A 14829-nucleotide genomic window follows, 5' to 3' on the forward strand; every position below is an offset into this window, starting at 1 on the left:
CTTCAGCATAAGCGTTCGGAATAAACCATATGCACCCAACCACGGCATCGTTCTTAGTTGCCAACAGGCATTGGGCCCCTTGAGAAAAGCGTTGACGTATCACAGTCGACGGGCGATCCAGGCTGTTCAAAATGGGGGCGAATTCCGTTAGCAGATGAAATGAGAATTTCCTTCCTCGGGTGGACGGCAGGCGAGGTTGATCAGCCACAGGTTGGGCTACAAAGAAGTAATAATAAAAACCGAATTTACTATTAACACGGCGAAAAAGGCGATTCAGCAAATACAGGAACGTGGTTGACGGGCCCAATTCGCGAACCAAAAGTTTAAAACGGTGCCAGACGACGAGTCTCATTGCATATTAAACATTTCATTCTATCTTGAATTTTCGCCACAATTTCGCCCCTCAACGCTGTTGGGAAGGTCTGCACAACACCCACCAACGCGTGAGTTGAGCGTTATGAGATTCAGATAATAAATCTGCGCGGAACTTTCCCGAATTCCTGGGCAATCTTGCCGTGGTTAGCGGCAATTGCAGGCCTCTATGCGGCGCGCGTTCGTTCACTACAGGCACAACCATCCCTGTACTCCCTGACGGATCCTGCAAGGTGGGCAGCTCGGCTGCGCCAGCGGCCTTGCAGGTCCGTGCGACAGCGCTTCGCGACAGCCCCACCCGCTCGGCAATGCGCTCATAGGTCAGGCGCTGAGCCTGCGCAACGCTACGGTCCGCTCGATTTTGCTGGCGCAGCTGCGCTGCGGACCCAGGGGCCGGGAGCTGCTGCCAGAGAAGCCAGGGCGGCCTTCCTGGAAAGCGACGCTGCCACTTGCGGGCCGTGCGCGTGCTCAAGCCAGCGGCTGCGGCCGCTGGCTTGAGGCCAATCCGATCAATTTCACGAATCAAATTGGCTCGACCTTTGGGCGTAATTGAGGCATTCTTATGGATGTTCATCCGGGGAGTCCTGAAGAAAGTTGGGAGATGTCAGAACCTCCATCTTCCTTCGCCTCGGGTGATCAACCTATTGAAACATCACACCTAGACGATGAATCACCCCATTTGCACGCAAGTTGCATTCAATACACGACGAAAGTTCCTGCACTTCGCGTCGGCACCGCTCGGCTCGCTGTTGCTGGCGGCTTGCGGTCGTGGGGCTGCTGCCGCAGAAACCAAATTGCTACCAGTGCCACGCCCTCCTCTACCGCCTTCAAACGGCCCCTTGCCTGACTGGGTCGCCACCCTGCCGATCTGGCAGTGGCACCAGATTCCCAACACTGCGCTCTCCAGCGTCGATCCTTCCGAACGGCCCCTGGGCATCTCAGGTCCCAGCTCGAAGATTGACGCGTGGTGTGGTGCTTGCCTGAAGCGACGCGGCAGCGTTTATCTGCTCGGCGCGGCTGGGGGGCACGGCGACTACGCGGGTAATGAAGTCAATGCCCTGAAACTGAATGTACCCCGCCCCCGGTGGACTCAGTTGCGTGGCCCGACGCCGAACGCCGACATCATCAACGGCACACAGTTTTACCTCGACCGGCGGCCGTCAGCCACCCACACCTACTACGCAACACAGTTCATTGAGCCCCTGGATCGCATGATGGTGTTTAGCAGCCCCGGAGTGTCGGGGCCGTTTCCACCTGCCCCGAGCAATTTTCCATATGTGGGCGACAAGCGCTCATTCAGCTTCAACGTGGCGACGGGCGATTGGGACGCACCAGACTACGTGGCGCAGTTTCCGGGTACGGGTAGCTACATCGCGGCACTCTGTGTCAAGCACCCTTGGACCGATGATGTGTACTACTCCAAAAGCTATGGTTCCGGCTGGTATCGCTGGGCGAGCGCCACCAACACCTGGACGCGGCTGTCTGATGTAACCAGGGCGGGCTGGTATGCCGGTGCGGCCATCGACCCGCGTCGCAACCGCATACTCCTCGTCGGGGGATCCAGCGCGTCGCCTCCGGAAGTACGCCATCTCGATGGCGCACCAGTCATGATGGCATTTGCCGGGCTGGGGGCCGAGGCCTTGGCGCTGAGCGGCTACCCGGCGGTAATCTACGACGAAACCCTTGACCGCTATTTAGTCGCGTTCAATTCGGGGGCCTCCATCAAAATCTTGCGTGTGCATCCCGAAACCTGGTTTGTCGACGAACCCGCAATGGCAGGCATCGCACCAGCGGCACGAACGAACGGCCTTCAGAACGCAATGCAGTATGTTCCTGAACTCAGGGGCTTGGTGGTTGCAAACAAGCACAATGGCAACGTGTTCTTTGTCCGCACCGCAGCCTGATCCGCTCCATACACCCGGCTAAAACGCATGATTACCGTTGTCATTCCTTACTGCCAAAGATCGCCAGGTATTTTTGCCAAAGCGCTGTCCAGTATTGCAACCCAGCAGGGTTGTTCATTGCCGGTGCATGTGATAGTGGTGGACGACGCATCCCCAGCCCCGGCAGGCCCCGAGCTTGCCGCTGCGGCCCCCATGTGCAGGTTATTGTGCCGCCCAACGGTGGGCCCGGTGCTGCCCGCAACACCGGGCTKGACAACGCGCCACCCGGCACCCGGACATCGCGTTTCTGGATTGCTAAACCAGATGAAGAGCGCCAGTAAATTGGAAAGAGCTAAGCAGCAATCTACAGTATCTTTGAGGTGAGTGAGGATAGGAAGCAGACTTAATTCAAAGTAACGGCGCTCTAACAACTTTCCGGAAACTGTCAGTAAGCCCAGTGCCAGAAAATCACATTATCTTGCCAATCACCCGTTACTATCAAACAACGTTTTTTAGGGAGGCACATGAAACAAGAAAATGGCGTTGAAGAGCATCAACGCTATTACGACGCCTATTGGGCAAATCACGACCAGCGCCTGAACGCTCATGAGATAACTAGGCTAGCAGAAATTCTGCGTGGCATTGCACTGATTACGGAAAACACGGGAAAGACTCCAATGAAAATTTGCGACTTAGGATGTGGTCGCGGCTGGATATCAAACGAGCTGTCAAAGTTCGGGTCCGTTATTGGCGTTGATTTGTCTGAAACGGGAGTAAGCGGTGCTCAAACGCGATGGCCAAATGTCGAGTATCGCGTCGCAGACATCACGAAGTGGCGCCCCGATGAAAAATTCGATCTAGTGGTGTCATCGGAGGTAATTGAACACGTCCCTGATCAACAGGCCTTCTCGCAAACCGTTCGACACTTACTCCGAGACGGCGGGCACATCATCCTCACTACGCCGAATGCGAAAGTAAAAAAGGTGTGGGATGCGGGAGCCCACGGTGCACAGCTGGTGGAGCAATGGCTGTCTTTAAAAGGATTACGAGATCTTTTTCCAGGGCTCACCGTGCTCGATCAACACACCTTCATTTTTGACTTCTCCTATCAGGGGATTTTTCGAGTAACCAGCGCCCCAAAGATTCTGAATGTGTTAAAAAAACTTGGTGTCATTCCTTTGTACGATGCAGCACGAAACATATTCAATATGGGACTTTATCAAATCATGGTTGGGAAGTACCCACCCCCCAAATAGTTCCAGCCCATTTACGAAAAACGCAACCAAATGGATTCCTCGACGAGTGTCTCTGTAATTATTCCCACGATTGCGATCAAGGAAAAGGAGCCACTCTTTCGACGTGCGGTTGAGTCCATCCGACGCTCTTCAACAAAACAGGTCAGGATAATAACTGTCGTAAATGGCGATAGTGCTGACCATGGTATTTGTCAATGGCTGAAGGCCCAGCCGGATATCCACTATGAACGTGTCGCAACACCGTCATTGCCGTTGGCTATTCTTCGTGGTCGGGAACTGGTGCAAACACCGTTTTTTTCTTTTCTCGACGACGATGACGAGTATTTGATCGGTGGGACCGATTTGAAGCTTTCTGCCTTTTCTTCCCACACTGACGCCGATGCAGTTATCACCAGCGGCTTTCGGAACAATGGCGAAATCGACGAGCCGGCGATGGCCTCGATCGAACAAGTTCCCCTTGCGCCCTTGCCCAGCCTTTTCGAGTCCAACTGGCTGAGTAGCTGTAATGCACTTTATCGAAGCTCGTCTTTCCCACCGACGTTCTTCGCTGACTCACATTCCTATGCGGAATGGACATGGCTGGCTTTCAAGCTTGCCTTGGCCGGAAAACAGCTTGTGGCCATCAATCAGCCGACCTTTCGCATTCACGACACCCCGGGCTCGCTCTCAAAATCAGAGTGTTACCACGATGCATACCAGACCCTGTATCAACGCATGCTGGATTTGGATCCGCCACTCGATGTGGCCCGATCTATCCAGATACGGATGAGTTCAGACTGGCACGATCAATCTGTCCGGGCGTTGTCACGCGGCCGAAGGCTAGAAGCGATTGACTACCATTTGCGCAGTTTGATGCTGCCCGGCGGACTCAGATACCTGACATACACCAGACGTCTGGTTCCGCGCTGGCCTACCTCTTGACGACGCGCGGCATGATGACTCCTGCTCAAACTGCTTGCCGCCTGATCTTTGCCCAGACCGCCGTGACCTCCCCCCGCAGCGGATGCTCAACAAGAAAAATCCCCCCCACAAAACCTGCCAGACCGCCTGCGCCGCCCAACACCAGGGGCATCACAAGGCCTTCAGGGTAGGGCCCGTAAATCCATAGTACTAGGGCCGGTCCAATCGCCGCCAGCAAGGCAACCACCGCACTCTTGCGCAAGGTGGGGAGCAGCCCGCGTAATGTCAGGTCAATGTGCCTGTTCGTTGCTCGCAGCCAGAGAGTGGCACTCACCGCTGCGGACGCGATCATGGCGAAACCCAGCGCCATAAGACCTAGCGAAGCACCGAGCGCCACAAACGCCATGCTCTGAATCGCACTGAAAACAGTCACACGAGCAATAGTGGTAACTGCGCCGGATGACAACAGCGCCGTGCTGCACAAAGCAGCTGGCACGCTGAAAAGCATGGCCACTGCCAGCAGACGCGCCAGGTCAACCGACTGGTCCCACTGATTGCCATACAAGGCACGCACTATGGGGTGCGCCAGACAAACGACCGCGAGACAAAACGACCAGCCAAATGCCGTAACGTACGCTGTGGCTTTGAGGAAGGGGTCAACAAAACTGCCTCGTTCGCGTGATTGCCTGGCAAACCAGGGCAGGCACACGGCACCCACCGCATCCACAAAGAGCCTGTGAAACATATTCACCAGACCACTGGAGCGAGAATATAGCCCCGCAGCAGTCAAGTCTTGCAACTTGCCAAGCAAAAGCTCTGGTGCACTACCTGATATGACGTTTACGATGGAACTGGCCGTGAGCTGTGAGCCAAACACCAAGACGCGTTTAATCTCTCCCATGCCGGGTACCCATGGAAAAGACTTTGGCCGAAAGTAAATCGCCATCAGTGCGTTGACCACGGTAGAAGCCAGCGACCCAAAAGCCAGGCTGATGGGGCCATAGTCCTTCCAGGCCAGCCAGATTGACACCAGCGCCCCGCCAAGGCCGGCGCTAAATCGCATTAGCGCAACGCTCTCAAACCGCATTTCCCGCATCAGCCACGCATAGGTGAGCGAGCCAAAGGGATTGATCGCGTAGTTCAAAGCCACCACCAGCATGATGTCGCGCATGCGGGGCTCGTTGTAGAACACCGCTACGGGATTACTGGCCAGCAGCACCACGCAAGCCAGCCCCAGGCCCAAGCCCAATTGCACGGCCCACACGGCCCGGATGTGTTCGGTTGTGAGGTTTTTTTCCTGTATCAGGTACTGGCCTGCACCCATGTCCCGCACGGTCGCCACAAACATCAGGAGCACCATGGTGACCGAAAACACCCCGATCTCAGTAGGCGTCAGCAGGCGTGCAATCACCATGGAAGACGCGACGGCGATCAATAGACTCGCATAGCGATCCAGAAAGGAGAAAAAAAGCGATTTGCGGGTGGACATTTCAGCGCGTGCTTGCTGAAACGCTTTGCGCAGCAGTCATTTGATTCAGCAAAGCTACCAAGGCCTGTGAACGCCCGCGCCGCGAGGCCTGTTGCACAGCCAGTATTTGCGGCAGCACCGCCCTGCCCTCGCGCAATTTACGCACCAGCGCAGGCAACAAAAGCGCAATTTCATCCGCCGAATCAAGACGCGCTATGTCATTTAACCCCGCCCCCCTCAGAACGCCAGCGGTATCGCCCTCCGGGTCTGTCAGACCCAGCATGGGTTTTCCAGCCCGCAGGTATTCGTAAATCTTCGCCGGAATCTGGGCATTGCAGTTGCTGGCCTGCATAACCAGCAGGGCATCAACCGCCAGCATTTCGGCCAGTGCCTCGCGGTAAGAAATAGCGGGACACAGCTCAATAAAATCTTGCGCACCGTGGGTTTGGGCCAAACTTCGCAACAGGTCCTCATGCACCGACGCGCGAAAACGGATGCGCAGGTCAGCCGGGCTCAGCGTGCCCTCCTTTTGCAGGTGGCCAAGTGCCGCAAACAGTTGAGTTGGGTCACGCTCTGATGGGTAAACGATACCACTGTGCAGCATGACCAACGGGCGCTCGCAAGGGGCAGCGGCGCTGTGACTCTGGGGCGATAACCCTGGCTGCACTGCAGCAGACGCAAAGCTCTCTTCGTCATAGCCGTTCTCCAGCACCACCATACGGTCAGCTGTAGAAGGAAAGCGCTGCTGATACATGCGTGCCGCGCCGGGCGTTGTAAAAACGCAGTAGCTTGCGTGCTCTGCAGCGCTTGCTTCAATGTCTTTGTAACACTGCCATGTAAGCGGGTCCGCCGGGTAACCTTCTTGCGCCATCGGGTCACGAAAATCAGCCACCCATGGAATGCCCCTCTTGCGGTGTAGTTCGGAGGCAATGACGTGCGCGGTAGCGATGGGGTAAGTGGACCAGATGACATCGGGCTTGAACTCATCAATCAGCTTGAGCCCCTGACGGATAGCGGCAAACTTCCAGCTGATCCAGCGATCTGGGCGGGCCATCCAGCCCAGGTAGCGCCCCCTGAGTTGCAGGTGGCGGGCGGTATCCAGCGCAAAGGCGCGCCGCACCACTGTGCCAGGTGGCACATCGGTCAGTAAATCGTCACTGGTTTTTTCATAGGCGCGAGGGTCTGCACTCAACACCAGGGGTTGCCATCCCAACGATGGCAAATGCTGCACGAACCGCAATGTTCGTTGGATGCCACTACTGCCTGCCAGAGGCGGGAAGTGGTAGGCAATCATCAAGACTCGTTTCACGCAGGCTCCATGTTTTTGAGTTTGATGGCACCAAGGCGAAGCAGACGCTGGTATACGCCCATATGAGCCTGCGCATTAAGCGTCCAGGTAAACTGGCCTCTAATAAGTTCGTGACCGCGCGTAGCGAGTTTCTGGCAGAGCTGCGGATCGGTCATAAATGTTGCGATGGCCTTCTCGATAGCGGGTACCGAACGGGGGGGTATCAACAGCGCCTCTTGTCCGTCGGTCACAATATCTCCGACGCCTCCCACTTGGGTAAAAATACTCGGCGCCCCAATGAACAAGGCTTCAAACAGCACTGTCGGCGTTCCTTCCGAATGAGATGGCAAGATAAAGGCGCTGGCAAAGCGCATCCATATCTTGACTTGCTGGTGCGGCACAGCGCCGATCCGCACCACGACATCCCGCAAGCCGTTCGCCGCAAGATAATCATCGACGTACGAGCCCAACTGGTTGTCGCCCACCAGAAACAGGCGCAGATTTCGCTGACCATGCGCCACCAGGTTCCTGGTCGCGTCTAGCAGTTCCTTGATACCCTTTACCTCCTTTAGGTAACCCACAAATACCAGGTTCCAGGTATCTGCGTGAGCGGCCTTGAGGGTTTGCACTTCTTGCAGTTCCGCATCGCTCAGCGAAAACTTTTCAGTGTTGACGCCGTTGGTGATGTATTGGCTTCGTTCGGCAATTTGGCCCTCGGTATAGGCAAGCCCGAGCCGCATCCCCTCACCGCTAACGAAAACATTGAAGTCGGCTCCTTCTAGGCTGATACGGACCTTTTCAAAGCATGCCCGGTTGTAGTTGGGGGCATCAATGATGCAAGTGCGGTGTATGGTATGTATTACCTTGACTTGGGGAAACAGTTCATCCCGGCAGCGGTTAGCAGCGTAACCGCAAGGATAGGTGGCATGGGCATGGATGATATCGAAAGGCCAGTCCCGGTACAGGGACTTGATCCGGCTGCGGATCCCGTGATACATCCAGTCACCAACCCGCTCATAAAGGCGGTGTCCGGGCAAGGTCAGATAGCGGGGGTGATACTTCGGATGCCCGGCATCGAGTTCTTCATCTGGCACGGCGGCCAGATCCCGATATGATTTCTTTACCAAAGTCACCGGAAAGGGCGCCATGGGGAGCGGGTGCATGACTCGCACGTCGACCCCCTGTTTGCGCAATGCTTCTGCCTGCTCATGCACAAAAGTTCCCGATACCTGGTCCTGCGAGTTGGGATACCACATCGTCAGAAATAATACTTTCATAAAAGGTGCTCGCTAGCCTTTTGCCAGTAATTGCAGATAAAGGGCGTCATACCGACTGAGAAAGCCACGGTTGTCATATTCTGCGTGCACACGGCGTAGGTTTTCTGCGCCGATACGTTTTCCCAAGGCACGGTCTGATGCAAAACGGATCAATCTATCGGCCAACGCCGCATCGTCATCCGAGGGGAAAAATAAGGCGTTAATGTCCTCCCGTAGCCAGCATAAATTACCTGAAATGGCGGAGGCCGCCACCGGAACACCACAGGCCATGGCCTCCAGAATCGAATTGCTCATGCCTTCGGAAAACGAGGTGTTAACAAACAGATCGAAACGGGGATACCACTGCTCCGGCCTGTCAGTCTCGCCAACGAAATCAATCCTTGCTGCTGAATTTCCGAGGCGCACTTGATTGCGAACCGCATCGAAATCCGGACCAGCACCGACCATAATCAGCCGCGCCTTGAGTTGCGGGTGGGTACAGTGCACGCGTTCAAAGGCACGCACCAGACAGGGCAGGTTCTTGATGCTATCAAAGCGGGCAATGGTGCCGATGACGAATTCGTCGTTCGCTCGGGCATCAGCTGCACGCGGTATGAACCGGTTCAGGTCAACCCCATTGGGGATGCAGACAATTTTTGGCGCGCCCAGCTTCCAGCGCACTCGTATATCAGCCGAAATTGCGTCATTGACTGCAACCACCCGTGTCGCCAAGCGGGCCAGCAAGGCCGAGAGAAGTTCGCGCTTCCATGGGACTCCTGCGCGATCCGCATCGTTGCGGCCATGTTCCCCGTGCAATACGACGGGTACTCTCGCTAAACGCCCCCCCAGCACACCATAGAACATGGTGGCCCAGTTGTGGCTGTGCACCACATCAAAGTGACCGTCCCGCATGAACCTGGCCAAGGCAAACAGCCGTGCCCATTGAAAACCGGGTTTGACGGGGAAGTAGGTGTGGCGCTCTTGGGGCCAAGGCAGCATGCCGCCTAAAACGGGTCGCATGGTCAGGACATGGACGTCATAGCAATTGGGGTCAAGCCCAAGCCCGAGTCGCAATACACGGCGCTCGGTTCCACCCACCCCCAAGGCATACAACAGGTGTAACACGCGAATCTTTCGCTGTGTCATGGCACCTTCCCTGAAGGGCTTCTGCACATCCATAAATATTCATCGATAAAAAATAACTACGCAACCACACTAAGCCGCTAGGATAAGAGCGCCACTTGATTTATATCAAATAGGCAGTGTTAAGCACAAACTACCCTGCAGCACACTGGGCGTGTCGCAGGTATTTATATCTTTTTTCGAAACGGGGGTAAGCGCTGTTTTTTGCGAAACATCAAACGGACAGGCAGATTAATGAATGACATTACACGATAAGCTGTGAACGGTCTACTCATCAAAATAATACATGTCCGTCCAAGGCAAAGGAAATAAGGTGTTAGTTCAACAAGCAAACAAGTTTTTCCTGATGCTTCTGTTCTCCTTGGCAGGTGTGGCACCGGTACCACTGGTTAATGCAGCTCAATCCATTGCGCCAGCGGAACCCGTATCGGATACCAGGCTGGTCATTCGCGTAGGGGCTAACCGCGTTATCAAAACCATTTCCGAAGCGGCCAGGCGGGCAAAGGATGGTGATACCGTGGAGGTGGATGCTGGGGACTATGTCGCTGATGTGGCCTTGTGGACCCAGAACAATTTGAGTCTGCGCGCCATTGGTGGCAGGGCACGTCTTATCGCGAACGGTGCGGCGATGGAAGGAAAAGGTATATGGGTGGTACGCGCAGAGGGGATGACCGTCGAAGGCTTTGAATTTTCTGGTGCAACAGTTCCAGACCACAACGCAGCAGGCATCAGGTTTGAAAAAGGTTCGCTGACCGTGCGCGATTGCACCTTTCTGAACAATGAAAACGGTATCCTGACCAGCAACTTTCCTGAACTCGTGCTCAAGATAGAGAACAGTGAGTTTGCTCTTAACGGCTATGGAGATGGTCTTACGCACAATCTTTACGTTGGCGCTATCGCGCACCTATCCGTAACTGGTAGTTATTTTCACCATGCCCGCGTTGGCCATCTGCTCAAGAGTCGGGCGGCAGTGAATCGTATTTTTTATAACCGGCTGACCGACGAGTCAGGGGGCCGCGCCAGTTATGAGCTGGAATTCCCAAATGGCGGCATAGCCTACGTCGTTGGCAACATCATCCAGCAGGGCACGCAGACGGAAAACCCGAACCTTATCTCATATGGCACCGAGGACTACAAGTGGCCAAGGAATAAGCTCTACTTGGTCAACAATACATTGGTAGACAACCGACCCCAGGGCGGCGTGTTCCTGCGCGTAAAACCCGGCAATGTGATTGTGAAGGCCGTCAACAACCTGCTGGTGGGACTGAGCAAACTTGACTCGGYCGGACCCGGTGACTACCGAAACAATTTCACAGTGGACTGGGACGAGTTCGAATTGGCCGCGCGTGAAGACTACCGGCTCAAGCACAATTCCAAACTGCTAGGCCGCGCTGTCGACGCCGGCGTGGCTAACGACCAAGCCCTGATGCCTGACAGCGAGTATGCGCATCCGAGAAAAACGATACGGCTCAAGGGCGCAGCGCGTCWCCCGGGTGCGCTGCAAAGCCTCAAGTAGTGCCTTTCATTTTTTCTTTTGAATGGCCCGCTTCATGTCTGATCAGGATTTATCGCTCATACTGGGCTCGCCACGGTTTTCTGATTCGCGCCTGGCCAGCCTGGCTTTAGCAGAGGGCGTGCTGGCAGCTTGGCGCGAGGCCTTGGTAGCTTTGGGGGCGCAGGCAGCAAGCGGCGTGACCGGCGACTTTGCAGTGGGCCTGTGCGGGCCAGGGCGCACCTTCCTGGCGGTGGACCGCTTTGCCATCCGCACCCTGTGCTATCGCGTGGACAACGGGCAAATACGCTTTGCTGCCCGCGCCGATGAGCTGACTGACGCCAGCACCGAGATTGACCCACAAGCGATTTTTGACTACCTGTACTTTCACGTGATCCCATCGCCGCGCACCATCTACAAGGGCATTTACCGGCTGCCGCCAGCGCACTACGCCTTGTTTGAAAATGGCCAACTGACTGTGGCGCCGTACTGGGCGCCAACTTTCGACGAACAGCAAAACGCCTCGTTTGACGCGCTAAAGGATGAATTCAGGCAACTGCTGCACGACGCAGTAGCTTCGCAGCTTGCTGGAGGCAAACCGGCCTGTTTTCTCAGTGGCGGCACCGACAGCTCTACGGTGGCGGGCATGGTGGCCCTCGCCAGTGGAAAAACAGCGGCCACTTACTCGATCGGCTTTGACGCGCAAGGCTATGACGAGATGGAATATGCGCGTCTGGCGTCCAAACACTTCAAGACCGAACACCACGAGTATTACGTCACGCCTGATGACCTGGTACGCAGCATAGCCCTTGTAGCGGCATCGTATGACCAACCTTTTGGGAACTCATCCGCTCTGCCTGCCTACTATTGCGCCAAGATGGCTCGTGAAGACGGCGTGAGCAAGCTACTGGCGGGTGATGGCGGCGACGAACTGTTTGGCGGCAACACACGCTACGCTAAACAACGAGTGTTTGGCTGGTACGACAGCATTCCAGCTGGTCTGCGCAATGGTCTACTGGAACCCATCTCCAAGCTGGGGGTCATGAATCAGATTCCACTGATACGAAAAGCCGCCAGCTATGTTACCCAGGCAACGGTACCGATGCCTGACCGTATGATGACCTACAACCTGCTGTACCGCTTGGGTGTGCAGGAGATGCTGACACCAGTGCTGCTTGCTCAGGTGGATCAGCAAAATCCTGACCGGCAGCAGCGCTGCGTTTGGGCGGAGACTCGCACTGACGGCCTGGTGAACCGCATGCTGGCCTTTGATTGGCGCTACACATTGGCGGATTGTGATTTGCCGAAGGTGATTGGCACTACCGCGCTGGCGGGGGTGAACGTGGGCTTCCCGATGCTGGACGACCGGGTGGTGGCGTTCTCGCAACGGCTGCCCACCCATTACAAGCTCAAGGGCTTGAAACTGCGCTGGTTTTTTAAAGAGGCCCTGCGCGGCTTTTTACCGGACGAGATCATCAGCAAGAAGAAGCAGGGCTTTGGCCTGCCTTTTGGGGTATGGGCCAACACCCACCCTGCCCTCAAGGCCCTGGCCACCGACTCCCTCAATAGCTTGGCCAAGCGTGGCGTGGTGCGGGCTGATTTTGTTCAGGCCCTGCTAACGCAGCGCCTGCCGGAGCACCCAGGCTACTATGGCGAGATGGTGTGGATATTGATGATGCTGGAGCAGTGGCTTGCGGCCAAGGCACCGCAGTTCAGTCTGGCAAAATAGAATTACTTTTTTTCGTAGCAAGCTGCTCTGATATAACGCCGACAAGTGGCCAATTTGAGCACGATTAAGTGCGCAAATTCGCTAAAAGACGGCTCCCAAACTTCAGTCGGGTTTGGTCCCATGGCGTGAAGCGGCGGATTTGAAGCAGATCGTCGCCCGTGCGGGAGGCGCCCCACTCTGTGCTAACGGCAGCATCAAAGCCCAGGCTGCGCACCACCTCCACACTTTGCGGTATGTAGTCTTCACCCGGTTTGCCGTTGGGATATGCGAACAGGCCAACGCGCTCACCCAGCAGTTGCTCTAAAAAAATCTTGCTGTCCCCTATTTCCTTTCGGGCCTGCTCCTCGGTGAGCCGGGCCAGGATGGGATGAGAAACCGTGTGAGCACCGATCTGCATGCCAGCATGGCGCATGGCTTTCACCTCGTGTGAAGTCATCATCAGGTCGTCAGGTGGCTGCACCTGGGCCAGATGAGCCAGTTGTTCGGTGATGCTGATTCGTTCCGCAACGGGCCGGTACTTGATTTGATTAATGAGGGCAGCAATAGCGTCCTTCTTTTCATCAAGAGTCCTAACGGGGTATTGCCCAAAACCCAGTGAAGAAAAATCCAGCAACGGTGTTTTGCTGGCACGAATGGTCTCGATGATGGTGTCGTTCCACATGCGGCCGCCATCCAGAAAACCGGTGGCAATGAAGAAAGTGGCACTCAAGCCGTGGCGCTGCAGGATGGGCAAGGCGATGTGGTGATTGTCGGCATAGCCGTCGTCAAAGGTGATGCAGGCGGCGCGTGCAGGGAGCGTCCCGGATTTTAGGCGGGCCACAGCTTGGTCAAGTGGCAATACGTTGAACCACGACTTGAGCCAGCCACAGACCTCATCAAACCGGCGGGCATGCAACTCATCAGGAAACAGCGGGTCGGGCTCTGGCAATACCCGGTGAAAGATGAGCACCGGCAGTCGGGCACGGGGGCCAGCGGGCGACATCAAATGGAACAGTGGCGTGAGCAGCGTCATGGCTGGGTCGGCTTGGCATTCTCGCTCAGTACTCCAACTTGCGCGGAAGCTTCTTGCTCAACCTCTTTGATCCACTCTTTGCCATCCATCCAGCGGCGGCCCAGCACGACGAGAATAATAATGTTGTAGGGCAGGTCGTAATACGACAGGCTGAGGAAAGCGCCCCCCACTGCATAGCCAGCCAGGCTAACCTGACACATAGCCCCCAAGTGAGAGAGCCAATGGGTTTGAGGTAGTTCTTGCCCTTGTAGTCGCAAACGCCCAGCCGAACGCCAGACCAAAATCCAAAGCAGCAAGAACAGGAAGAGGCCCACAAAGCCATGCTCACCCAGCACCATGAAGTAGATGCTGTGCGCGGCATGAATGTCCAGAGGATTGGGCGCATACAAGGCAAACAGAGCAGGCTCGTAGATCATGAATCCACCGCCCAAAAAATTGGCTTTCGCCAAGTTCCAGGCCATCCACCAGGCGTTGATGCGCCCGGTAAAGGATGTATCTTCGCTGTAGGTGCCGATCGTTTCCATCCTTGCCCACCATGGCTCTGGCATGAACGACAATAAGATGACGCTCACAACCACGAGCAGGCCGGCCCCTACAAATTTCTTGTCACTGCGCCACCACAACACGACCCCCATGGCCGCGATGGCAAGCAGGGCACCGCGGGAGTAGCTACCCAATGCTGCAGTGGCACACAGCAGCATGGCTACAAATAGCCCGCGTTTGATCCATACCGACTCAGTCGTCAGCTGCAAAAAGCGCATAAACGGAATGATCATTATCAAGGCCAAGGCGATCTCGTTATTGCCTTCAATGAAACTTCCAGCTGGCCCCCAGACCCTGTAACTCCCTCCGGTTGTCAAAGTGAACAGCCCCCCTTTAACACCGTAAAAACCAAGGGAACCTACCAACACCCATGCCAACAGCATGATGTGCTTTTTTGAATAAAGCACCACCATGGCGACGAGTACCATCAGGTCGATCTTCATGACCCGATTCCACAAGGGGAAACTTAGATCAAAATGAAACGAGA

General features: G+C 55.7%; 12 protein-coding genes and 1 pseudogene. 5 read left to right on the plus strand and 8 right to left on the minus strand.

The window, feature by feature from the left end; genetic code table 11:
• Both AC1DUR_RS25280 and AC1DUR_RS25285 read right to left on the minus strand, forming a co-directional pair.
• Window positions 1-352, minus strand: a 352-nt coding sequence (locus AC1DUR_RS25280) for a hypothetical protein (RefSeq protein WP_477722332.1), incomplete at its 3' end; no start/stop codon positions are given.
• 245 nt (window positions 353-597) lie between these two features.
• Window positions 598-946, minus strand: a pseudogene (locus tag AC1DUR_RS25285) (leucine zipper domain-containing protein); the annotation flags it as partial.
• Between the two features lie 91 nt (window positions 947-1037).
• Between AC1DUR_RS25285 and AC1DUR_RS25290 the strand changes: the two are divergent.
• The 3 genes from AC1DUR_RS25290 to AC1DUR_RS25300 all read left to right on the plus strand — a co-directional run bounded on the left by AC1DUR_RS25290 (window position 1038) and on the right by AC1DUR_RS25300 (window position 4432).
• Window positions 1038-2276 carry a hypothetical protein gene (locus AC1DUR_RS25290; RefSeq protein WP_477719976.1) on the plus strand — a complete coding sequence of 413 codons (1239 nt, stop codon included), beginning with the start codon at window positions 1038-1040 and terminating at the stop codon, window positions 2274-2276.
• A 503-nt stretch (window positions 2277-2779) separates the two neighbouring features.
• Entirely contained in the window at window positions 2780-3511 is a 732-nt protein-coding gene (locus AC1DUR_RS25295) for a class I SAM-dependent methyltransferase (RefSeq protein WP_477719977.1), read from the plus strand.
• A 30-nt stretch (window positions 3512-3541) separates the two neighbouring features.
• Window positions 3542-4432, plus strand: a complete 891-nt coding sequence (locus AC1DUR_RS25300; protein WP_477719978.1) for a glycosyltransferase family A protein — start codon at window positions 3542-3544, stop codon at window positions 4430-4432.
• Between the two features lie 25 nt (window positions 4433-4457).
• Here the strand turns inward: AC1DUR_RS25300 and AC1DUR_RS25305 are convergent, their stop codons facing one another.
• From AC1DUR_RS25305 to AC1DUR_RS25320, 4 genes are read right to left on the minus strand one after another with little or no spacing between them, the layout of a single operon-like run.
• Window positions 4458-5900 (minus strand): lipopolysaccharide biosynthesis protein, encoded by a 1443-nt coding sequence (locus AC1DUR_RS25305; protein WP_477719979.1) that lies wholly within the window; start codon window positions 5898-5900, stop codon window positions 4458-4460.
• Between the two features lies 1 nt (window position 5901).
• On the minus strand, window positions 5902-7173 hold the full coding sequence (locus AC1DUR_RS25310; RefSeq protein ID WP_477719980.1) for a glycosyltransferase: 1272 nt from the start codon (window positions 7171-7173) through the stop codon (window positions 5902-5904).
• An 11-nt stretch (window positions 7174-7184) separates the two neighbouring features.
• Window positions 7185-8444, minus strand: coding sequence for a glycosyltransferase (locus AC1DUR_RS25315; RefSeq protein ID WP_477719981.1), 1260 nt, complete (start codon window positions 8442-8444; stop codon window positions 7185-7187).
• 12 nt (window positions 8445-8456) lie between these two features.
• Window positions 8457-9602: a glycosyltransferase family 4 protein gene (locus AC1DUR_RS25320; RefSeq protein WP_477719982.1), complete on the minus strand. Its 1146-nt coding sequence runs from the start codon at window positions 9600-9602 to the stop codon at window positions 8457-8459.
• Window positions 9603-9852: 250 nt separating this feature from the next.
• Between AC1DUR_RS25320 and AC1DUR_RS25325 the strand changes: the two genes are divergently transcribed.
• Together AC1DUR_RS25325 and AC1DUR_RS25330 are read left to right on the plus strand one after the other, a co-directional pair.
• Window positions 9853-11082, plus strand: coding sequence for a right-handed parallel beta-helix repeat-containing protein (locus tag AC1DUR_RS25325; protein ID WP_477722333.1), 1230 nt, complete (start codon window positions 9853-9855; stop codon window positions 11080-11082).
• 34 nt (window positions 11083-11116) lie between these two features.
• On the plus strand, window positions 11117-12787 hold the full coding sequence (locus tag AC1DUR_RS25330; protein WP_477719984.1) for an asparagine synthetase B family protein: 1671 nt from the start codon (window positions 11117-11119) through the stop codon (window positions 12785-12787).
• Between the two features lie 64 nt (window positions 12788-12851).
• Here AC1DUR_RS25330 and AC1DUR_RS25335 read toward each other — a convergent pair whose 3' ends face one another.
• Window positions 12852-13799 carry a polysaccharide deacetylase family protein gene (locus AC1DUR_RS25335; protein WP_477719985.1) on the minus strand — a complete coding sequence of 316 codons (948 nt, stop codon included), beginning with the start codon at window positions 13797-13799 and terminating at the stop codon, window positions 12852-12854.
• Window positions 13796-14829, minus strand: a 1034-nt coding sequence (locus tag AC1DUR_RS25340; protein WP_477722334.1) for a putative O-glycosylation ligase, exosortase A system-associated, incomplete at its 5' end; no start/stop codon positions are given. The genes AC1DUR_RS25335 and AC1DUR_RS25340, both read right to left, overlap by 4 nt.

The organism is Polaromonas sp. P4_F4, from assembly GCF_056401355.1.